The organism is Arthrobacter sp. RAF14 (assembly GCF_052114185.1).
Taxonomy (GTDB): Bacteria; Actinomycetota; Actinomycetes; order Actinomycetales; family Micrococcaceae; genus Arthrobacter_E.
This window is the reverse complement of record NZ_JBFREG010000004.1, coordinates 96,034-116,042: the sequence shown is the minus strand read 5'-3', so window position 1 is coordinate 116,042 and position 20,009 is coordinate 96,034. Positions and strand designations below refer to the sequence as shown.

The following is a 20,009-nucleotide window of genomic DNA, read 5'->3' as shown; positions in this document are numbered from 1 at the left end:
GCTCAGACGATCCAGCCGAGCGCCTTGACGGCGTTCACGGCGAGCAGGAATCCGACGATCCCGATGATCCAGAGCGTGGTGGAACGGGCACTCCGGGTGAGCCAGGAGTCGAGCTTCCGCAGGGGCTCGGCGACGAGCCGCCGGGCGAACAGCCGCCCCGCCGTGAGCACCAGCGCGGGCGCGATCATGACCAGGCAGTAGAGGGCCAGGACGAGCAGCGCCGTCGGCGGATCGGCGGTCTGCGTGGTGATGATGCCGGTGGCCGCGAGATACGGCAGCATCGACGCGATCTCGACGACGACGGCGCTCACCGCCAGGCCCATGAGCGCCGCGGATCCGCTGGTCTCACCCATGGCCTGGTCGCGCCAGCGCCGCAGGCGCCCGGAGCGTGCTCCGCGTTCGGCGGCCTGTGCCCGTGCGGCCTTGGTGTCCAGGGCGAAGCTGAGGAACAACAGCGTCGCCCCGAGGAGCAGCTGGATGACGAGCGCCGGGGTGGAGTCGAGCAGCCCCGAGGCGTCCTTCAGGAGGAAGCCTCCGCCGGCCATCAGCACGATGCCCACGGCGAAGTACGCGACCCCGACGGTGCCCAGGTACAGCAGGAACCGCCCGGGCCGCATCCGCCCCGGTGCCATCAGGAGCCAGACGGGGACCAGGAGCGTCCCGAAGCTCAAGGAGTCGGTCAGGGCGAGGAGCAGCAGGGCTCCCGCGGCTTCGCCGGGAATGATCATGGTCTCCTCGTTCGTCACCTTGGTACAGTCGTACTAACTTGAGGCTAGCACGGTCGTACTAGGATGGGGGAGTGGGATACACGCCGCGCGAGGAGCGCAAAGCACGGCTGGCCGAAGCGGTCTGGGAGATCGTCCTGGAACACGGCATCAGCGCCGTGTCCGTGAGGTCGGTTGCGGCCCGCGCCGGGATGGCGGTCGGCTCCTTGCGGCATCTGTTCCCCACGCAGTCCGAGCTGATCGAATTCTCCGCGGAGCTCATGGTGGAGCGCGCCACGGAACGGGTCTCCGCCGTCGTCCCCGGACCGGATCCGGTCGGGTACGTCGTCGCGGTGATCAGCGAACTGCTTCCGCTGACCCCGGCCACCCGGCGAGAGTTCGAACTCAACATGGCCCTGATCGCGGAGACTCCGGGCAATCCGGGGCTGGCCCGCGCCCGCGACGATGCCCATGCCCGCTTGCTGGACCTCTTCATCCGCCTCGCCGGATTCCTGCGGGACGAGGACCCTGCCGAGGCGGGCCCCCGGCACGACGGCCGGCGGCTGCTCGCCCTCTGCGATGGGCTGGGGCTTCACCTGTTGCACCAATCGGCCGACGCGGACACCGGCTGGGCGATCGACCTGATCCGCGAGGAACTGGGCGGAATTCGGGTGGCTTCCGAGGGCTGAGCCGCGGGGCACGCGGTGAAACTCACAGGAATGCCCGGCCGCGCGCCGTCGTTGTCGCAGATGTGGCCGGTGATCCCGGTCCGGAACACCGATGAAAGGCAGCCATGTCCCTGAAGCTCTCCATCCTCGACCTCGCGACCATCGGACCCGGGCAGAGTGTGAAGGAGAGTCTGGACGGCAGTGTGGAGCTGGCGCGCCTCGCCGAGCGCGCCGGATATGAGCGGGTCTGGTACGCCGAGCACCACAACATGGCCAGCATCGCCTCCTCCGCCACGAGCGTGCTGATCGCGCATGTCGCGGCCCACACCGAGACCATCCGCCTGGGCGCCGGCGGTGTCATGCTCCCGAACCATTCGCCGCTGACCATCGCGGAGCAGTTCGGCACCCTGGAGACCCTGCACCCGGGCCGCATCGACCTCGGCCTGGGGCGCGCGCCGGGCAGTGACCAGAACACCATGCGCGCCCTGCGCCGCGACCCGATGGCTGCCGACACCTTCCCCCAGGACGTCCAGGAACTCCAGGCGTTCCTCGGAGACAGCACCCTTATCCCCGGCGTCGAGGCCACCCCCGGCAAGGGGACCCGTGTGCCGCTGTACATCCTGGGGTCGTCCCTCTTCGGGGCGAAGCTCGCCGCCGCCCTCGGCCTCCCGTACGCGTTCGCCTCGCATTTCGCCCCGGCGGCCCTGCAGGACGCGGTGCGCATCTACCGTCAGCAGTTCCAGCCGTCCGCGCAGCTCGCCGAACCGTATGTGATCGCGGGCGTGAACGTGGTCGCGGCCGATTCCCATCAGATGGCCCAGGACCTCCTGCGGGACGCCCTCCGCCAGCGCGTCCAGACCTTCTTCGGCAAGGACCACGTCTTCACCGCGGATGAGGCGGACATGGTCCTTGATTCGCCGCAGGGTCAGCACCTGCGGGAGATGGTCCGCTACTCCGCCGTGGGCGAGCCCGCCGCCGTGCTCGAATACCTCGAGGGTTTCGCGAAGCACGCCGATGCCGACGAACTCATCGTGGCGCACCAGGCTCCCGGCACCGAGGCGAAGCTCCGCTCCGCCGAACTGCTCGGCCAGGTGGCGCTGGTCTAGAGATGACCCGGGCTGAGTCTCGCCAGAAGCTCCTTCCCGAGACATCATGAGGACATGGAGTGGATTCGACTTCTGTTCATGGTGCGGGCGCAGGCCGTAGGGCTATCACCAAGCCAGATTTCTGTTTGATGACATCCAGGCGCTCGGTTCCATGTTCGGGCTTCCATCACAAGCGGTCGCTTCTGCCTCCGCCGGGCTATCGAGCACGGCGGAGCTGTCTGTCCTTGACGACATCGCCGTGTCCAAGAGCCGAGAGGCCGGCCTCGTGGTAATCGCGGTCGGTCGTGCGGACGTCTATGGAGCGCAGTCGCTACCGGGCAGCACCGATCCTGGATCAGTGTCAGCTCACCGAGCCCCGTGCGTCGAACAAACGGGAGTTGCAGCGTGCTCTCGCCTCAGCTCTCGTCGCGAACGCGGCACTGTTTTGCAGCGAGAGAACCTGCGAGTTCGCCGTTCCGCAGGCTGCGTGAGGTCAGTGCGATTCCGGCTGTGGCGACCATGATGATGCCTCCCGCGATGAACGTCGCGCCCATGAAATGGGACGTGAAGAGGACGCCGGAGAGAAGCTGCCCCGCCGGTTGCAGGCAGAGGCTGGCGAAGAGAAGAAAGGACATCACTCGCCCGCGCATGTCTTGACGTGAATTCCGTTGCAAGAATGAGATGTAGTAGACGTTCGCCGCCCCATTGAGCACGCCGCTGATTAGAAGGCAGCTCATGGCAGTCCAGAGGTCCACGAATGGCAGGATTGCGAGGAACGGGGCTTGGATGATATCCAGCCACAGTACCGTTCTCACGGTGACGTTGATTCTTCTTGAGATGCGGGAGGAGAAGGTGGCTCCGACGAGTGCGCCTGCCCCAAAGGCTGCAAAGAGAGCGGCGATGCCGATGCCTCCACCGGTACTGTTTCCGAGAACGGGGAGTCCAACGGCCAACTGTCCGGCGGTGACCAGGTCGATGACGGCATCGACGATGATCAGCGTCCTGATCCACGGGGTCTGCCAGACGTAGCGGATGCCGTCGATCACTTTGGAGAAGAGACCTTCATGGGGTTGAGGGAGCGACAGTTTCGTCGGTGGGTCTAGACGGCGGCGCCGTCGTACGATGGCGACCAGGGTCGAGGCTGCTCCGGCAAGGTAGCCGGCTGCGTTGACCACGATGACGAGAGAGGGACCGAATAGTCCGGCCAGAGCACCACCGATGAGTCCACCGCCCAGCATGCTGGCATTGGCGGAAAAGGCGATGAAACTGTTGGCGCGTTCTAGGTCGCTTTCTTGGAGCAGCGTGGGTGCCACGCTCCGCATCGCTGGGGAGAAGATCCCGGCCGAGATCCCAGAAAGGAAGAGCACAGGGACGACTGTGACAACGGGTGCTTGCGCGGAAACGAGGAGAGCAACCACGAGGCTGAGCGTGGTGGCGATGCAGTCGCAGATGAGCAGTGTCCGCATAATCGGGTAGCGGTCGGCCAGCCCCCCTCCCACCAATGTTCCGACCAGAACACCGAGTGTGCCGGCGGCGGCGATCCACGAGACGCCAACCGCGCCCTCCGGCCGCTGGAGCGCCCAGACTGAGAGCGCGATCGTTTGCATCGGTCCTCCGAGTACGGAGAGGAGCTGGCCGGCCCAAATGATATAGAAGGAGCGCCAGTCCGATCCGACGGACCTCTGCGTCGGCGTTCCTATGGGGGCGGTGTCAGGCAACTTCCCTCCTCAAGCCGTGAGACCCGAGGGTCTGGTTCACGTGCTCGAAGAGCGAGTAGAGAGACTGGCAGTGCACTGACTTCCTTGAGAATCCGTCAGCTTCCGAGTAACGATGTGTCACGCGCCCGCCTCCGCAGATTTCCAAGAACTTGCAGCCGGAGCACTCGGTCGGAATCGATCCCTGCTGTTGATTGCAGTGAGCGAAGAACGGATGTTCGAGAAGATCTTCGAAGGCATGTGTGAAGATATTCAGGCCAAGATCCGTCATGCCGTCTGCGCAGGCACGGAAGTTGTCGGTTGGCTGGATAGAACCATCCGTCTCGATTACCGCAACATTGACAGGGGCGGAGCCGAACTGGTCACTGTAGGACGGAAGGCCCGATACGGCCCTGATCACGTCACGGAAGAACCCGATGTTGACAGTGTTGTTGTCTTCTTGAACCCATGCATCAAAAATCTCCTTAAGAGTTTCGCCGTGTGATCCGGCAGGCTGATCCTCAGGGAGAGTTTGAACATAATTCGCTTCGGGAAGAACTAGATTAATGTTGCGAATCCCGAGGGACCGGAGATGTTGGTATGTTTGTGCGCCGGACTCTGAGGGGTTGATGACGGAGATCGTTCCTACTGAAAGACCTTTCGACTCCCACCGCTGGGCGGTCTTCAGTCCTTTTACCACTCTGTCGTAGGATCCGCGGCCGGCATGGTCGACGCGCATGGAGTCGTGGACCTCTTTGGTGCCGTCGATGCTCACTCCCAGGAAAACCCGGCGATCCGCGAGCAGCTCTGCCCACTCCTCGGTCAACGTCACGGCGTTTGTCGTGCACTTCCATACGACATTGATGCCTGCTCTTTGGATCGCATCGAACTCAGCCATCATGTATTGGTAGTCGTCCTTGCTTTGGAGCAAAGGCTCCCCGCCATGCATGACAAGTTGGACCTCGGAGATGTTGTGAGCTTGGCAGTGCTCGATGATCTTCGGAACTACCGCCGCGAGGACTTCTCGAGACATGTGCTTCGGTCTTCCGGAGAAGCTCGTGTCCTGACCGTTGTAGAAATAGCAATAGGTGCAGTTCAGATTGCACCACTCCACGGTCTTGATGATGTAGGTGTCAATCCCTGTATTTGATGCCATGCTTGCCTCCAGCGACGCTTGGGGTGCGCCAGAAGGCGCACCCCAAGTTGTTTGCAGTCCCGACAGTTATCAGGGCTTGATCGGGTCGGTGCTGAACGCCCAGGCGGTGATGACCTGGTCATCAGCGGAGTTCATTGCCATTTCGAGAACAGACATATTTACATCCCTTCATTTGTGGCCAAACATGCTGCCGATTTTGCGGCGAACTTTGCCCGTCGCAAGCATTCCGTCGTGCCTTTGATTGCTCAACTGAGTGCCTGACATCACTTAAGCATGACTGCGAGCGAGAGGTGAGGTAGTCAACAAATATTTCACAAACAATTGGAGGTATTACGCTGTGACTTGCTTCGGGCCCCCTTGCCTACCAAAATCCGTCCGCCGCGCTTACGAATGGAACGGATCCGCCGGCTGCACCCGGACCGGACGCGTGCAACTCTGGCTGTGGATTCGGAGGTGAAGGAGGGCGGCGTTTTCAACGGTCCCCGCAAAGACTCGCGCTGAAGTTGTACAGCCAGGAGTCTCCAGTGCAGCCTTGATGAGATCATCCCAACCCACGGTGAGAAGTCGCTCGGGGCCGGGTCTCGCTAACAACCGCGCTACAGCTCGTCATGAGGACATGCCGTGGGTTCGACCACTGATCACGGCAGGTGAAGGCTGTGGGCTACCGCTTCGTCATGGGTCGCTCAGGACGAGCGGAGTTCCTCGACGAGCGTGAGGAACGCCCGCGTGGCCGGGTTGGGATGGAGCCGGTCCCAGGCGAGGTGTTCGTGGCGCACCGTCTCCTCCCTCAGGGGCACGGCGACCACGCCACGGAGCGCCGCCGCGTAACGGCCCGGCAGGAGCATGACGGCCAGGCCGTTCGCGACGAGCTCGCACATCAGCTCCATGGAACCCAGCTCGTACGCGACCCTGCGTTCGACGCCGGCACGGGCGAACGCGGCGTCGCTCTGCTTGCGTCCGGCCGAGGTGTGAGGGAAGTCGGCGAACGGTTCCCCGGCCAGGTCTTCCAGGGAGAGCTTCTTGCGCTGTGCGAGAGGATGCTCCGGGGCGAGCACCGCCACCAGGATGTCCCGGTTCAGTTCCCGGGATTCGACGCCATCCACCCGGACGCCGTCCAGGAGCCCGAGGAATCCGAGGTCGAGTGTCCCGGAGCGGATCTCCTGGATCATCTCCTCGCTGTTGGAGACGCGGGCGGCGAGCGTCAGCTCGGGGAAGCGCTCGCGGCACTCCCGGAGCAGCCGCGGGAGGTCGACGGCGGTGAGGGTGGGGATGAACCCGATCCGGAGTCTGCCCCGGACCACGCCCTGCGCGGCGGCCGCCTCGTTCTTCGCCCTCTCGGCCGATTCCAGGGAGGCCCTGGCGTGCGGGAGGAACGCCTCGCCGGCCTCGGTGAGTCGGACCTGGCGGCTGGAGCGCACGAAGAGCGGTGTTCCGAGCTCGCGTTCCAGGGCCGCGATCTGATGGCTGAGGGCTGACTGGACCACGAAGTGCCGGGCTGCGGCGCGCGTGAAGCTCCCGGTCTCCGCGATGGCGACGACATACCGCATCTGCTGCAACTCCATCCATCTAAAATACTCATGATTTCCATGAAATCTATGTGTTGGACTCATTGATTCGTTCCGAGTGACAGTGGAGCATGAGCACCGAAGCCCTCGAGACCTCTCCCGCCCCACTGCCGCCCGAGCAGCCGGTCACACAGCACCCGGCCAGCACTCGCGGACCTCTTCCGCTGGCCCTGGTGACACTGCTGGCGGCGCTCGCTCCGCTCTCCTGGGGCACCACCTATCTCGTCACCACGGACTTCCTGCCCGCCGGGCACCCGCTCTTCGCCGGGCTGGCCCGGGCGCTGCCCGCCGGCATCGTGGCCCTGCTCCTGGGACGTGCCCTGCCCCGTGGCGTCTGGTGGTTCCGGGCCGCGGTGCTCGGTCTGCTGAACATCGGGTTCTTCTTCCCCCTCCTGTTCATTTCGGCGGGCCACCTGCCCGGCGGCGTGGCCGCCACGCTGGGCGCCGCGCAGCCGCTGGTGGTCGTGTTCCTGGCCGTGGCCGTTCTGAAGGAGAAGCTCGCGCTCTGGCGGCTCGCCTGGGCCGTGGTCGGTGCGGTCGGAGTCGCGTTCGTCGTGCTCGGACGGTCCGCCGCGCTGGACGCCGTCGGGGTCGCGGCGGGTCTGGCCGGCACCGCGTCGATGGCGCTCGGCATCGTCCTGACCAAGAAGTGGGGCAAGCCCGACGGCGTCCGGCCGATCGCCGTCGTCGGGTGGCAGCTCACGGCGGGAGGCCTGTTCCTGCTGCCGTTGACGCTCCTCGTGGAGGGGCTTCCGGGAGAGATCGACGCCCGGGGTCTGGCGGGCTACGTCTGGCTCGGGCTCGTGGGTGGGCTGCTGGCGTATGCCGTGTGGTTCTGGGCGATCGGCAAGCTGCCCGTGACCAGGGCCTCCCTTCTCGGGTTCCTCTCTCCGCTGATGGCGGCGACGCTGGGCGTGCTCGTCAAGGGGGAGACCTTCGGGCCGCTGCAGGTGGTGGGCCTGGTGCTCGCCTTCGGCGCGATGCTGCTGGGGCAGCTCAGGGGCCTGCGCCGGCGCTGAACGCTGCGCCGCTTGCTCCCTGGCGGATCGGGCCTCCTGCCGGGATACTTGCTGTGTCACAAGTGAACCAGGGGAAGAGGACCGAACATGAGCCCGGTGCAGGTGGGAATCGTATGGAATCCGTCGAAGTCGGAACGCGAGGAACTGGAAGCGGCGATCACCGGGGCGGAGGGTTTCCAGTTCTCGTGGTTTGAGACCACCAAGGAGGACCCGGGCCAGGGCGCGGCGCGGCAGGCGATCGAGGCCGGCGCGGAACTGGTGGTCGCGGCCGGTGGCGACGGCACCGTCCGGGCCGTGGCCGAACATCTGGCGGAGGCGGGTGCGCAGGTCGAACTGGGGATCGTCCCTCTGGGCACCGGGAACCTGCTGGCCCGCAACCTCGGGATCCCGCTGAATCACCCGGCCGCCGCATTCGAGCGGATGTTCTCCGCGGAGGGCCGGCCGGTGGACGTCGGATGGATCGACGTCGAGTCGGACGGTGACACGCAACGCCACGCTTTCACCGTGATGGCGGGCTTCGGGATCGACGCCCACATGATCACCGAGACCGACGACGACCTCAAGGAGAAGGCCGGCTGGCTCGCCTATGTCGAGTCGCTGGGCCGGGCGGTCTCCGCCAGCGAAGTGATCGATCTGGAGCTGACCGATGCGGAGGGTGACGCCGTCCACGAGCGGGCCCACACGCTTCTGGTGGGCAATTGCGGGGTGCTTCAGGGAGGCATCACGCTGCTCCCCGACGCGGAGCCCGACGACGGTGAGCTGGACGTTCTGGTCCTGCGGGCCGAGGGGCTGGGCGGCTGGCTGGACTCGCTCAGGAACCTGGTGTGGGACAACGGGCTCAAGCGCCTCATCGCGCAAGGGGAGCGGGCGGAGAGCAGCCACAGCACCAGTCACTGGCGGACCACCGGCCTGAGCGTCACCCTGGCGGAGCCGCGTGTGATCGAGGTCGACGGCGATGACATCGGCGAGAGCACACGTCTGACGGTCAGCATCCAGCCCGGCGCGCTCCGCGTGCGCTGACGCCGCAGTCCGGCATTTCGCGGCCCCCGGGCGGCGGGCTCTTCCAGGCATCACCCTGGCTATTCTGTGATCCATGTCATAGCATCTTTCTGATTCCTTAACCGGTATAGAGAGCAGGATCTCGCATGGTGTCCAGAGGAAGTTCAGAAAAGATCTCGCAGAGGCAGGCCGCGGAGCGGCAGCGCTGGAGGCGGCCCGGAGCAACGGCCCTCGCCCTGATGCTCGCGATCGGAGGGGCGGGGATCGGGGCGGTTCCGGCGTCCGCCCGGTCCGTGCCCGTCGCAGGGGAGCCGGCTCAGGTTCAGGATTCGCCGCCCGCCATCCTGCCGGCGCCACAGTCCGTGCAGTCCGGCGGCGATCCGGTCCCACTGTCCGGCAAGGTCACCATCGTCACCGGGACCCACCCGGACCAGCCCACGGTGGACCTGGTCCGGAGCATCGTCCAGAAGGCCGGGGGCAAGCCGGAGATCTCCTCGGCCCCGCGTTCCGCCGGCAAGGAGATCTACCTCGGCACCGCGCAGGACAATCCCGCCATCGCCCGCGTGGTCGCCGGGATGGGGGCCAGGGATGCCACGGACCTGCGCGCCGACGGGTATGTGCTGACGTCCGGGCGTTACGAGGGCCGCCCCGTGGTCGCCCTCAACGGGTTCGACGCCCGCGGCACGTTCTACGCCGCCCAGTCCCTGCGGCAACTCGTCCAGCGGAAGTCCGTGCCCGGCGTCGTCGTCCGCGACTGGCCGCTCATGTCCATCCGCGGCGCGATCGAGGGCTTCTACGGCATCCCGTGGTCGCAGCAGGCGCGGCTCGATCAGTTCGCCTTCTACGCCGAGCACAAGGTGAACACGTACATCTACACCCCGAAGGACGACGCCCTGCTGCGTGCGCAATGGCGCACCCTGTACAGCGGGGCGGACCTGGACCGCATGGATCAACTGGTCAAGGGGGCCACGGCGAAGCACGTCGACTTCACGTTCGCGCTCTCGCCCGGCAACGACATCTGCTATTCCTCCGACGCCGACTTCCAGGCGACGGTGGCCAAGTTCGAGCAGCTCAGGAAGCTCGGCGTGCAGTCCTTCTACGTCGCCCTCGACGACATCCCGCTCTCCTTCCACTGCGCCGCGGACAAGGCCAAGTACCCCGATCAGGGCAATTGGCACTGGCTCGCCGACGCCCAGGCCGATTACCTGAACCGCCTGGAGAAGGAATACATCAAGCCCCATGGCCTGCCGCCGCTGCAGACCGTCCCCACGAACTACAACGGCTCGGGGCCGGACCCCTACAAGGGGGAGTTCGGGGCCCGTCTGGATCCGGACATCCGCGTCCAGTGGACCGGTGAGGGCGTCTTCTCCGACACCATCACCACGGCGTCGGTGCAGCGCGCCGGCAGTTCCTACGCCACGAAGCACCTGTACATCTGGGACAACTTCCCGGTCAACGACGGCCAGCGCGGGCGACTCTTCCTGAACCCGCTCACGGGCCGCGATCCGGATCTGTACAAGTACATCGACGGCATCACGTCCAATCCGATGATCGAACCGTATGCCTCGCGCCCGGCCCTCGCCGGCTATGGCGACTACACCTGGAACGGCCCCGCCTACGACCCGGCGGCCTCCATGGCCTCCGCCCTCCGCGAGCTGGCGGGCCCCGACGCCGGGACGCGGGCCGCGCTGGACACCTTCGCCGATCTGAACCAGAACTGGCCCTACCGGCCTGCCACCGGGAACGCCCCGGCGCTGAACAAGGACATCCAGGACTTCTGGGCGGCCCGGGACCGCAAGGACCCCGGGGCGGCGACCGCGCTTCTGGCCCGGCTGGACGCCATCGAACGTCTCCCGCAGACGCTCCCGCGCATGGCACAGCCCGGTTTCGCGCGGGACTCCAAGCCCTGGATCGACGCCGCGGCGCTGTGGGGCACGGCCCTGCGGCACCAGATCGCGATGCTGAAGGCGCTCGACGCCGGAGACGGCGCCACCGCGACCACGGAGTACTTCGCCGCGTCCTCGGCCATGGAGCAGGCGAAGAAACCGACCGTCCCGGACCTCGGGGACAACGGCGCCGTGGTTCAGAACGTGATCACCCCCTCGGTCGGGGACGGGGCGTTCGAGGCGTTCAGCACCAAGGCCGCCGGCATCTACCGCGACTGGCTCGGCGCCACGCCGATGGTGTCTGCGATCCATCCCGGCGCCGCCGCCAGCACCCTGGGCACGTACTCCAGCTACGGGACCGGCAGGATGACCGACGGTGACCCGCAGACCTTCTACTGGTCGAACCAGGCGCCCGTCGCGGGCAGCGCCGTGCAGCTCGACCTCGGCGCCGTGAAGCCGGTGGGGTCCATCGTGGTGCGGCAGTCGGACAGCGACACCCAGACCGGTGACATGATCTACAACGCCGCGCTGGACTATTCGGCCGACGGAGTCACGTGGACCACGGCGGGCACCTTCACGGCCCGGCCGCTCGTGCAGTACACCTTCGACGCTCCGGTGCAGGCGCGGTACATCCGCTGGCGGGCGACCGTGCCGAACTCCGGCGGGCAGTGGGTGAAGATCCGCGAGATCCAGGCCGCGGCGCCGTCGTCGGCCACGAGCAATCTGGCCTCGGTGCCCGGGCAGGGGGCGCCTGCCGCGTTCGACGCCGATCTCGCCACCGCGTACCAGGCCGCCTCCGCGCCGGTGGCCGGTTCGTTCCTGCAACGGACGCTGGACGCGCCGGTGAGCGCGCGCCAGGTCGAGGTGGTCGGCGCCGCCTCCGGCACGGTCCAGGTCCAGCGGGCCGGTGCGTGGGTGGATCTGGGACCTGTGCAGGCGGGCGAGCCGTACACGGCCTTCGCCGTGGACCCGTCGTGGGCGGTGTCCGGGGTCCGGATCCTGTTCGCGCCCGGTTCCCAGGCGCCGCGGGTGAACGAACTCGTCCTCCGCTGACCTGGGAGGCCGGTCGGCCTGGGGGCTCGTGGTGATGTAGCGGTGACGAAGCTCAGTGCAGGAGCGCCGCGATCACGAGCATGGCCGGCACCGCGATGATCGTGGTGATCAGCACGGTGTCCTTGGCGATGGTCACGCCCTGCTGGTAACGGTTCGCCGCGACGAAGACGTTCTGCGCGGTCGGCAGCGCTCCGGCGATCGTGGCGGCGAAGAGGGCGTGGCCGTCCAGCCCGAGGATGAAGTGCGCGGCCAGGAACGCGAGGACCGGGTGCAGCAGCAGTTTGAAGGAGGATGCCACGAGGATGTCCGGTCGCCGTCCGCTCGCCGCTGCGAGCGGACGGTTGCCGTTGAGGGACATGCCGAAGGACATGAGCATGGCCGGGACCGCCGCGCCGCCGATGAAGTGGATGGGCTGGAGCACCAGATCGGGGAGCCGGAGGTGCAGGGCGGACAGGATGAGTGCCAGCGCCGAGGAGACGATCACGGGGTTGCGGAGGATGATCAGGAAGAACTTGACCACCGGGTTCTGCCGGGTGCTGCGCCCGCCGAGCGTGGCATCCAGCAGCATCAGGTTCAGGGGGTTGTAGAACGCCAGCTGGAAGATCAGCAGGGGTGCCACGTAGCTCGCGTCTCCCAGCACGTACACCGCGATGGGGATGCCGAGGTTCGCGCTGTTGGCCTGGCTGGCGCTCATGGCGCCGATGATGCTCTCCGGGCCTTCGCGCTTCAGGAGGAGCTTGCTGACCAGAAGGTAAGCGATGCCCACCGCGGTCCCGCTGATGGCGGCCACCGCGAGCTGTGGACCGAGCACATCCTCCAGACGCGCCTTGGAAAGCGTCTCGAACAGCAGGGCCGGGCTGGCGACGAAGAAGGCGAGCCTGCTGAGGGTCTGCCCGGCGTTGGGACCGAGGATCCCGCGTCGCCCGACGAACCAGCCCACCCCGATGATGGCCCAGACCACGAAGAAACCGGCGAGAACTCCCAACACGCTCTCAGCCTAACCGAGGTCCAGAGTGTGGACTATTTTGTCTCATTTATTGGGCCGCGGTGGAGCGGTGGGGCTGCCCGGCCTCTCGACAGGGCCCTTAGGATGAAGTGGACCATGTCAGGGGGAACACATGAAATCACTGTCTCAGCGCCTGCCCGTGCCCGATGTGCTGCGCGGAATCGCGATCGTCGCCATGCTCATCGCTCATGCGGCCAGATTCCATCCGAATGCGCCCAAAGCGGTGGAGTTCGCGGTGGGGAACATCAATGACCTCGCCTCGCCCCTCTTCGCCCTCGTCATGGGCATGTCCGCGCAGCTGACCTGGAACGCCTCGTCCCGCGGTGGATTCACCTACCTGCAACAGGTGCTGCGCGGGGTCATCCTGATCGCCCTCGGTCTCTGGATGGCCACGTGGGGCACCTGGGTCATGGTGGTGCTCGCCTACCTCGGTCTGCTGCTGATCATCGGAGTCCCGTTGCTCCGGCTCCGGACCGCCTGGGTGGCGGCGGTCGCCCTGGTGGTGGTCCTGGTGGGCGATCCGCTGAACGCGTTCGCCCGGTCCCAGACCTGGATCTACACCGCGGACCCGGTCACCCGGTTCTTCGCGGACATGGTGGCGCTCGGCGGTTCGTATCGCCTGACCAACCTCCTGCCGTTCTTCCTGCTCGGCGGCTTGCTCATCCGCCACGGGCTGCGGCGCGGCCCCGTGCTCTGGAGCATGGCGGTGGCCGCCCCGGTCGCGTACGCGGCCAGGCCGCTGGCCGAGAAGATCTCGGGCCGCGAGCTCCGCGTCTCCGGCAGCTACGTCGACACCCTGCACGACGCCGGACTGGTCCTCGCCGTGTGCGTCGCCGTCGTGCTGCTCGCGACGGCGTCCGGGCCGCTGCGGGCGGCGGCCGACCGCGTGTTCGCTCCCCTCAAGGTCTGGGGCCGTCACGCCCTGAGCCTGTATTTGCTGCATGTCGGCCTGATCGCCTGGTGGGTGAACACGCACGAGCGGATGCTGCCGACGCGCTTCGACCCGGCAGGCTGGGCGATGGTGGTCATCCTCCCGTTGGTGCTGGCTTGGTGCTGGCTTGGTGCTGGGACAGGTGGGTCGGAACGGGCCCGGTGGAGTGGCTCATGGGACGCGTGACACTGCGTCCGAAGCCGCTCCGGCCGGCCCGCGTGCCCGCCTCCGCGCTGCCGGAGGAAGCGGCGGCTTGCTAGCTGCGACGCTTCAGTGCGTGTACACCGCCGTCGGGTGGCAGCCGATCGTGTGAACGGTGACCGGGGTGTCGAAGACTCCGGTCAGCACCTCCGCGGTCATGGTCTCCTCGACCGTTCCCTCGTGGACCAGCAGCCCGTCACGCAGGGCGACGATCCTGTCCGAGTAGGCCGCGGCGAAGTTCACGTCATGGACCACGAGCACCACGGTCTTGCCGAGTTCATCGGCGGCCCGGCGGAGCTGTTTCATCATGAGGACCGAGTGCTTCATGTCCAGATTGTTCAGTGGCTCGTCCAGGAGGATGTAGTCCGTGTCCTGCGCCAGGACCATGGCCACGAACGCGCGCTGCCGCTGCCCGCCGGAGAGCTGGTCAAGGAACCGGTCCTGCAGTTCCGTCAGGTTCAGGAAATCCAGGGCGGAGTCCACGGCGGCCACGCACTCGGCGGTCAGACGGCCCTTGGAATGCGGGAACCGCCCGTCGCACGTCCAGCCCGCCCACGGTGATGGATCCGGAATCCGCCTCGATGAGCCGCCCTATGAGGGTCAGGAGCGTCGACTTCCCGGCGCCGTGCGCCCCTGCCTAGGTGGCCTGGGGAATCTGCGCCACGATCGCCGTGATTTTCCAGTCCTGCCGGACCTTCGCCAAGTGGACCGACTGCAGGCGGGCCGCGCCGGCCGCTTCGTCGTCGTGATCCTCGGCTGTGGCGCACCAGATGCGCGCGAGGCCGCCGGTGATGTCCGCGCGACCCTGACGGAGCGCGTCCGCGGACGCGGGAATGATCCCCTGGAGGAACTCCCTGCTGGATGACCTGTCCAGTTCATCGACCGCATCGGTCCTGTGGGTCTGGCGGTCGAGGCGCACCAGTACCGCCTCGGGAAGCGCGATGTCCCTGAGCAGGCGGCGATGCTGCGGGCCGGGAAGCCCGGGGCGATATGCCTCGACCAGGTGTTCGCGGACTGCAGCGATCGATGCGCCGTCGATGGCCGGCGGCGCCCCATGAGGCGACCAGGGGCGCCCAGGCAGCGGAACGTCGTGTGTCGTGCTCCCCTTCATCGGGCCGCTTCTCAGTGGTGCCGCTGCTGCCGGGCCTGTGGCGAAGCGGCGTCCTTGCGGAACAACGGGGCCAGCCCGACGCCGATGAAGACGAGGAGCGAAACCGCTCCCACCATCAGACCGATCGCGAAAAGCCAGCTCGTGACGTCGTTCAGGATGTCCCCACCCATGATGTTCCCTCCCGTCGTGCCGGCGGTACTGGCGCCGGATCCTGTCATGTGCTGTCAGCCCTGTGATGCGCCCGCTCCCGAATGCTTCCCGGAAGTGTCCGACATCTGTATATGAAAGCTATATCACGCCTCCGACCTCGGGCGATACGTCTTCGATGCCGAAAAGGGTCCCGAGCGTCATGTTCGGTGAAATAATGTCGGACATTTGACGCTTCACGCATTTGAAGAAACCATGGGGTGGACAACAGCAGGATTCTCGCTCGCATCCGAACGGCGGTTCGCCGCCAAGGAGGGGAAATGTTCACTCATACTTGGTTGCGCTCCAGGGGGAGCCGAAACCACGTGACCCCAGGACGGCGCCGGCCGTCGCCGGGGCTGTTCCTGGGACGCGCCGCACGCCGTCTCCGGAGGATTACGGCGGCGGTGGCGGCCCTCGTTCTCGGGCTTGCCACCGCCCTCGCCGTCGTCGTGGCCGGTGCGCCGGCGGCCGCAGCGGCCACCAACACCTCGTGTCACTTCTCCGCGACGGGGACCGGAAAGTACGCCGACACCTTGTGCTGGCTCGACTTCTCCGGGCTCGATCCCGCGAAAGCGGTCAACGGCCAGGATTTCGCCTTCACGATCGATGGCGGGAACACCCTTTACGCCACGGTCACCCGTAGCGGTGCTCCGATCGCTCCGGCCGCCTTCCCCACCTGGAGCGGCGCCTACCTCGGCAACCGGGGCTTCTACTCAGGCACCGCGGGAAAGCCTGCGCTGTATCAGGCGGATGCCGGCCAGACCGGCCCGAAGAGCACGCTGACCCTCAGCAATATGCGCGTGGTGACACCCCAGGGCATGGAAGTGACCCAGTGGTCCATGGTCGGCGCCGACGCCGAATCCACGGACGTCAATGAATCGATCACCTGGAATTCGACGAGTCCCATCACCTCGCTGACCGCGACCCGTACGGGCAATGGTCTGGGCAACGCGTGCGCCGGTGGTTTCACCGGTGTCGGCACCACGCAGGTCAAATGCACGGGCGCCGGGACGGCGGCCAAGACCGGCACGGCAATCCTCGCCTCGCAGCGTCCCGTCACCTTCTCTCAGAGCATGGCTGGCGGCGGTCGCGAGGCTGTGGCCTTCGGCGTCCTGGTCTCCTCGGTCAAGATGAACAAGACCGTGGCCTCGCGTTTCCCGGGTGATGACTTCCAGGTGGACATCAGCAGCGATGCCGCGGATGTCGCCCACGGCTCCACAGGGCCTACGGGCACCAGCGCCACCACGGGCAAGAACTCCGTGGTCACCCCGGTGCCGGGTATGCCGTTCCACTTCCGTGAGAGCGCGGTGAGCGGCAACCTGAGCAATTACTCGACGTCGTGGAAGTGCACCAACTTCGACCAGGTGGACTCCTCTTTGCCGCAGGGGGACGCCGGAACGTCGCAGGACATCTTCGTCGCCATCGGTGATGACGTCGAATGCACCCTGACCAATACCGCCCTCACCACGGGTATCTCCCTGGTCAAGAAGGCGGGCGCCCCCGTCGACGCGAACAATGACGGGATCACCGACGCCGGGGACACCATCGCCTACACCTTCGAGGTGACCAACACCGGGAAGACCGCACTCACCAACATCGCCGTCGATGATCCCAAGGTCGGTCCGGTCACCTGCCCGTCGGGAGATCTCGCTCCCGGTGCGTCCACCACCTGCACCGCGCAGTACACGATCACCGCGGACGATGAGAACGCAGGTGAGGTGCACAATGTGGCGTCGGCCAGCGGCAATCCGCCCGGCAGCACCGCCACGGTGAAGTCGGCCACCAGCGAGACCCGGACCCCGGTGACCAAGGCGTCCCCGGCCCTCACGCTGGTGAAGTCCGTGGACAAGACCGAGCTCGTCGCCGGGGAAACCCTGACGTACTCCTTCGTCATCACCAACACGGGCAATGTGCCCTTGAACGATGTCGGCGTGGACGAGACCGCGTTCAGCGGCAACGGTGAGAAGCCCGTGGTCAGCTGCCCGGCCCCGGCGTCGGCGCTCAAGCCGGGGGATCAGGTCACGTGCACCGCCACTTACCAGGTCACTCAGGCCGATGTGGATCAGGGCACCGTGGAGAACACCGCGACGGCCCACGGGACGCCGCCGGGCAAGGACCCGGTGACCAGCGATCCGTCCACCGTGAAGATCCCCGAGGACCCGAAGCCGGGCATCACGCTGACCAAGACGGCGGACAAGACGGAGCTCGTGGCGGGTCAGACGGTCACCTACTCCTTCGCCGTGAAGAACACGGGCAACGTGACTTTGAAGGACGTCCACATCAATGAGGACGAGTTCACGGGATCGGGCGCGAAGCCCCAGGTCTCCTGCCCGGACGCGGCTTCCTCGCTGGCGCCCGGACAGCAGGTGACGTGCACGGCCACGTATCAGGTTACCCAGGTCGATGTGGACCGCGGATCGTTGGACAACTCGGCGACCGCCGGCGGTCAGCCGCCCACCGGGGATCCGGTCACCTCCGACCCGTCGAAGGTGAGCATCCCGGCGCAGCAGAAGCCTGCTGTCACCCTGACCAAGTCCGCCGACAAGACGGAGCTCGTCGTGGGTGAGACGATCACCTACTCCTTCGCCGTGAAGAACACGGGCAATGTGACCTTGAAGGATGTGAAGGTCAACGAGGGATCCTTCACCGGTTCCGGGAAGCTCTCGGCCATCTCCTGCCCGCAGACGTCCCTCGCTCCCGGTGACTCGGTCACGTGCACTGCGACGTATCAGGTCACCCAGGCCGACGTCGACCGGGGGTCCGTGAAGAACAGCGCCACGGCGGCGGGGACGCCGCCCAACGGCGCGGATCCGGTGACCTCGGAGCCGTCACAGGCCAGCGTCCCGTCCGACCCGAAGCCGAGCCTCAGTTTGCAGAAGAGTGCTTCGCCCTCCCGGGTGGGCGCCGTGGGTGACACCATCAGCTACTCGTTCGCGGTGACCAACACCGGGAACGTCACCCTGCATGACGTGGCGATCGCGGAAGGAGCCTTCACCGGAAGCGGAAAGATGTCCGCCATCGACTGTCCTGACGCGGCCAAGTCCCTCGCGCCGGGTGCTTCCGTGACGTGCACGGCGAGCTACCAGGTCACGCAGGCCGATGTGGATCGTGGATCCGTCCAGAACACGGCGACCGCGGAGGGGACGCCGCCCGCGGGTTCGCCCGTGAAATCCTCACCGTCGTCGGTGACCGTCCCCGTGGATCAGAAGCCCGGGCTCGCGCTGCAGAAGAGTGCGAGTACGGCGGAACTCGTCGCGGGCCAGAAGGTGACGTACTACTTCGACGCCACCAACACCGGCAACGTGACCCTTCACGACGTGAAGATCACCGAAGGGGAATTCACCGGTTCCGGGAAGCTCTCCGCGATCAGCTGTCCAGACGCGGCGAAGAGCCTGGCGCCTGGAGAGTCGGTTCGCTGCACTGCGACGTACACCGTCACTCAGGAGGATGTGGACCGTGGCTCGGTGCACAACTCGGCGACGGCCGGCGGTGACGATCCCTCGGGCAAGCCGGTCGGATCATCCCCCTCCGAGGTCACCCTTCCAGGAGACCCTAAGCCGGACCTGACGATGACCAAGTCCGCGGACAAGACCGAGCTGAAGGCGGGTGAGACGATCACCTATTCCTTCAAAATCACCAACACGGGCAATGTGACCCTGCACGACCTCAAGGTCACCGAGGGAACCTTCACCGGCTCCGGCACGCTCGGTGCCACGTCCTGCCCGAAGACGCCTTTGGCTCCCGGGGACAGCGCCACGTGCACTGCGAGCTATGAGGTGACGCAGGCCGATGTGGACCGTGGTTCGCTGCACAACACCGCCACGGCCACGGGGACTCCACCCACGGGCGACCCCGTGACCTCGGAGCCGTCAGAAGTCACCGTCCCTCAGGATCCTCATCCTGGGCTGTCGCTGGTGAAGTCGGCCGACAAGACCACCCTGAAGGCGGGGGAGAAGGTCACATACTCCTTCGTGGCCACGAACACCGGAAACGTGACCCTGACGGACGTGACCATTCAGGAAGGCTCGTTCACGGGCTCGGGTCGGATGTCGGGGATCACGTGTCCGGAGGCCGCGAGGTCCGTGGCGCCGGGAGCCTCGGTGACCTGCACGGCCACCTATCTGGTGACTCAGGTGGATGTCGACCGGGGTTCGGTGACGAACACCGCCACGGCTTCAGGGAAGACCCCCTCAGGGCAGCCCGTGGGCTCACAGCCTTCCGAGGTGTCCGTGCCTCAGAAGCCGGCACCGGCGCTCACCCTGGTGAAGACGGCTGACCGGACGGTGCTCGGCCACGTGGGGGAGCGCGTCGTCTACACGTTCACGATCACCAACACGGGCAATGTCACCCTCAGGGAGCCGGCCGTGCGTGAGGGATCGTTCTCGGGGAGCGGCAAGCTGTCTCCGGTCTCCTGCCCGAAGGAAACGGCGGGGCTGGCACCCGGCGCCTCGGTGCGGTGCACCGCCGCCTATGTCGTGACGGGCGAAGACCTTGCCCAGGGGAAGCTGAGCAACACGGCGACGGCATCCGCCATCGCTCCGGATGGCTCCGCCGTCGGCTCGCAGCCGTCGTCGGTGACGCTCAAGGGAACGCCGACGGCGCCGACGGCACCGCCCCTCGCTGAGACGGGCGCGGCCAGCGGTCCGGGCCTGGCGCTCGGTGCGGCGGCTCTGGTGCTCACCGGACTGGCGCTCGTGGTCGCGTTCCGCCGTCGGGAGGCCGCGGAGTCCGATTGCTGAGAA

General features: G+C 66.7%; 14 protein-coding genes and 1 pseudogene. 7 read left to right on the top strand and 8 right to left on the bottom strand.

The window, feature by feature from the left end; genetic code table 11:
* Window positions 1-2: 2 nt before the first annotated feature.
* A complete protein-coding gene (locus AB4Y75_RS12050) occupies window positions 3-728 on the bottom strand; it encodes a GAP family protein (RefSeq protein ID WP_441436123.1) in 726 nt (241 codons plus the stop codon).
* Window positions 729-799: 71 nt separating this feature from the next.
* Here AB4Y75_RS12050 and AB4Y75_RS12045 point away from each other — a divergent pair, with 71 nt between their 5' ends.
* Window positions 800-1,393, top strand: a complete 594-nt coding sequence (locus AB4Y75_RS12045) for a TetR/AcrR family transcriptional regulator (protein ID WP_441436122.1) — start codon at window positions 800-802, stop codon at window positions 1,391-1,393.
* A 104-nt stretch (window positions 1,394-1,497) separates the two neighbouring features.
* Entirely contained in the window at window positions 1,498-2,478 is a 981-nt protein-coding gene (locus AB4Y75_RS12040) for an LLM class flavin-dependent oxidoreductase (protein ID WP_441436121.1), read from the top strand.
* A 395-nt stretch (window positions 2,479-2,873) separates the two neighbouring features.
* Here the strand turns inward: AB4Y75_RS12040 and AB4Y75_RS12035 are convergent, their stop codons facing one another.
* From AB4Y75_RS12035 to AB4Y75_RS12025, 3 genes are all read right to left on the bottom strand, one after another.
* Window positions 2,874-4,175, bottom strand: a complete 1,302-nt coding sequence (locus tag AB4Y75_RS12035; RefSeq protein ID WP_441436120.1) for an MFS transporter — start codon at window positions 4,173-4,175, stop codon at window positions 2,874-2,876.
* Window positions 4,168-5,307 (bottom strand): radical SAM protein, encoded by a 1,140-nt coding sequence (locus AB4Y75_RS12030; RefSeq protein ID WP_441436119.1) that lies wholly within the window; start codon window positions 5,305-5,307, stop codon window positions 4,168-4,170. Before AB4Y75_RS12030 ends, AB4Y75_RS12035 begins: the two co-directional genes overlap by 8 nt.
* Window positions 5,308-5,990: 683 nt before the next feature.
* Window positions 5,991-6,869 (bottom strand): LysR family transcriptional regulator, encoded by an 879-nt coding sequence (locus tag AB4Y75_RS12025; RefSeq protein WP_441436118.1) that lies wholly within the window; start codon window positions 6,867-6,869, stop codon window positions 5,991-5,993.
* 74 nt (window positions 6,870-6,943) lie between these two features.
* Between AB4Y75_RS12025 and AB4Y75_RS12020 the strand changes: the two genes are divergently transcribed.
* The 3 genes from AB4Y75_RS12020 to AB4Y75_RS12010 all read left to right on the top strand — a co-directional run bounded on the left by AB4Y75_RS12020 (window position 6,944) and on the right by AB4Y75_RS12010 (window position 11,829).
* Window positions 6,944-7,891: an EamA family transporter gene (locus AB4Y75_RS12020; RefSeq protein ID WP_441436117.1), complete on the top strand. Its 948-nt coding sequence runs from the start codon at window positions 6,944-6,946 to the stop codon at window positions 7,889-7,891.
* An 87-nt stretch (window positions 7,892-7,978) separates the two neighbouring features.
* Window positions 7,979-8,911: a diacylglycerol/lipid kinase family protein gene (locus tag AB4Y75_RS12015; protein WP_441436116.1), complete on the top strand. Its 933-nt coding sequence runs from the start codon at window positions 7,979-7,981 to the stop codon at window positions 8,909-8,911.
* Between the two features lie 125 nt (window positions 8,912-9,036).
* Window positions 9,037-11,829 (top strand): beta-N-acetylglucosaminidase domain-containing protein, encoded by a 2,793-nt coding sequence (locus tag AB4Y75_RS12010; RefSeq protein WP_441436115.1) that lies wholly within the window; start codon window positions 9,037-9,039, stop codon window positions 11,827-11,829.
* 52 nt (window positions 11,830-11,881) lie between these two features.
* Here AB4Y75_RS12010 and AB4Y75_RS12005 read toward each other — a convergent pair whose 3' ends face one another.
* On the bottom strand, window positions 11,882-12,817 hold the full coding sequence (locus tag AB4Y75_RS12005; protein WP_441436114.1) for an AEC family transporter: 936 nt from the start codon (window positions 12,815-12,817) through the stop codon (window positions 11,882-11,884).
* 130 nt (window positions 12,818-12,947) lie between these two features.
* Here AB4Y75_RS12005 and AB4Y75_RS12000 point away from each other — a divergent pair, with 130 nt between their 5' ends.
* Window positions 12,948-13,952 carry a heparan-alpha-glucosaminide N-acetyltransferase domain-containing protein gene (locus AB4Y75_RS12000; protein ID WP_441436113.1) on the top strand — a complete coding sequence of 335 codons (1,005 nt, stop codon included), beginning with the start codon at window positions 12,948-12,950 and terminating at the stop codon, window positions 13,950-13,952.
* Between the two features lie 84 nt (window positions 13,953-14,036).
* On the opposite strand, the pseudogene AB4Y75_RS11995 reads toward AB4Y75_RS12000, so the two are convergent.
* The 3 genes and pseudogenes from AB4Y75_RS11995 to AB4Y75_RS11985 all read right to left on the bottom strand — a co-directional run.
* Window positions 14,037-14,601 (bottom strand): annotated as a pseudogene (locus tag AB4Y75_RS11995) (ATP-binding cassette domain-containing protein); the annotation flags it as partial.
* 3 nt (window positions 14,602-14,604) lie between these two features.
* Window positions 14,605-15,078 (bottom strand): hypothetical protein, encoded by a 474-nt coding sequence (locus AB4Y75_RS11990; protein WP_441436112.1) that lies wholly within the window; start codon window positions 15,076-15,078, stop codon window positions 14,605-14,607.
* An 11-nt stretch (window positions 15,079-15,089) separates the two neighbouring features.
* Complete coding sequence (locus AB4Y75_RS11985; protein ID WP_441436111.1) at window positions 15,090-15,296, bottom strand: hypothetical protein; 207 nt, start codon at window positions 15,294-15,296, stop codon at window positions 15,090-15,092.
* A 375-nt stretch (window positions 15,297-15,671) separates the two neighbouring features.
* Here AB4Y75_RS11985 and AB4Y75_RS11980 point away from each other — a divergent pair, with 375 nt between their 5' ends.
* Window positions 15,672-20,006: a DUF7507 domain-containing protein gene (locus tag AB4Y75_RS11980; RefSeq protein WP_441436110.1), complete on the top strand. Its 4,335-nt coding sequence runs from the start codon at window positions 15,672-15,674 to the stop codon at window positions 20,004-20,006.
* Window positions 20,007-20,009: the final 3 nt, after the last annotated feature.

What these genes read in the sequence shown, in the direction of transcription:
- AB4Y75_RS12050 (WP_441436123.1), bottom strand. Translation starts at nt 728, where the DNA reads ATGATCATTCCCGGCGAAGCCGCGGGAGCCCTGCTGCTCCTCGCCCTG.
- AB4Y75_RS12040 (WP_441436121.1), top strand. Translation starts at nt 1,498, where the DNA reads ATGTCCCTGAAGCTCTCCATCCTCGACCTCGCGACCATCGGACCCGGG.
- AB4Y75_RS12030 (WP_441436119.1), bottom strand. Translation starts at nt 5,307, where the DNA reads ATGGCATCAAATACAGGGATTGACACCTACATCATCAAGACCGTGGAG.
- AB4Y75_RS12025 (WP_441436118.1), bottom strand. Translation starts at nt 6,869, where the DNA reads ATGGAGTTGCAGCAGATGCGGTATGTCGTCGCCATCGCGGAGACCGGG.
- AB4Y75_RS12020 (WP_441436117.1), top strand. Translation starts at nt 6,944, where the DNA reads ATGAGCACCGAAGCCCTCGAGACCTCTCCCGCCCCACTGCCGCCCGAG.
- AB4Y75_RS12015 (WP_441436116.1), top strand. Translation starts at nt 7,979, where the DNA reads ATGAGCCCGGTGCAGGTGGGAATCGTATGGAATCCGTCGAAGTCGGAA.
- AB4Y75_RS12010 (WP_441436115.1), top strand. Translation starts at nt 9,037, where the DNA reads ATGGTGTCCAGAGGAAGTTCAGAAAAGATCTCGCAGAGGCAGGCCGCG.
- AB4Y75_RS12000 (WP_441436113.1), top strand. Translation starts at nt 12,948, where the DNA reads ATGAAATCACTGTCTCAGCGCCTGCCCGTGCCCGATGTGCTGCGCGGA.
- AB4Y75_RS11990 (WP_441436112.1), bottom strand. Translation starts at nt 15,078, where the DNA reads ATGAAGGGGAGCACGACACACGACGTTCCGCTGCCTGGGCGCCCCTGG.
- AB4Y75_RS11985 (WP_441436111.1), bottom strand. Translation starts at nt 15,296, where the DNA reads ATGACAGGATCCGGCGCCAGTACCGCCGGCACGACGGGAGGGAACATC.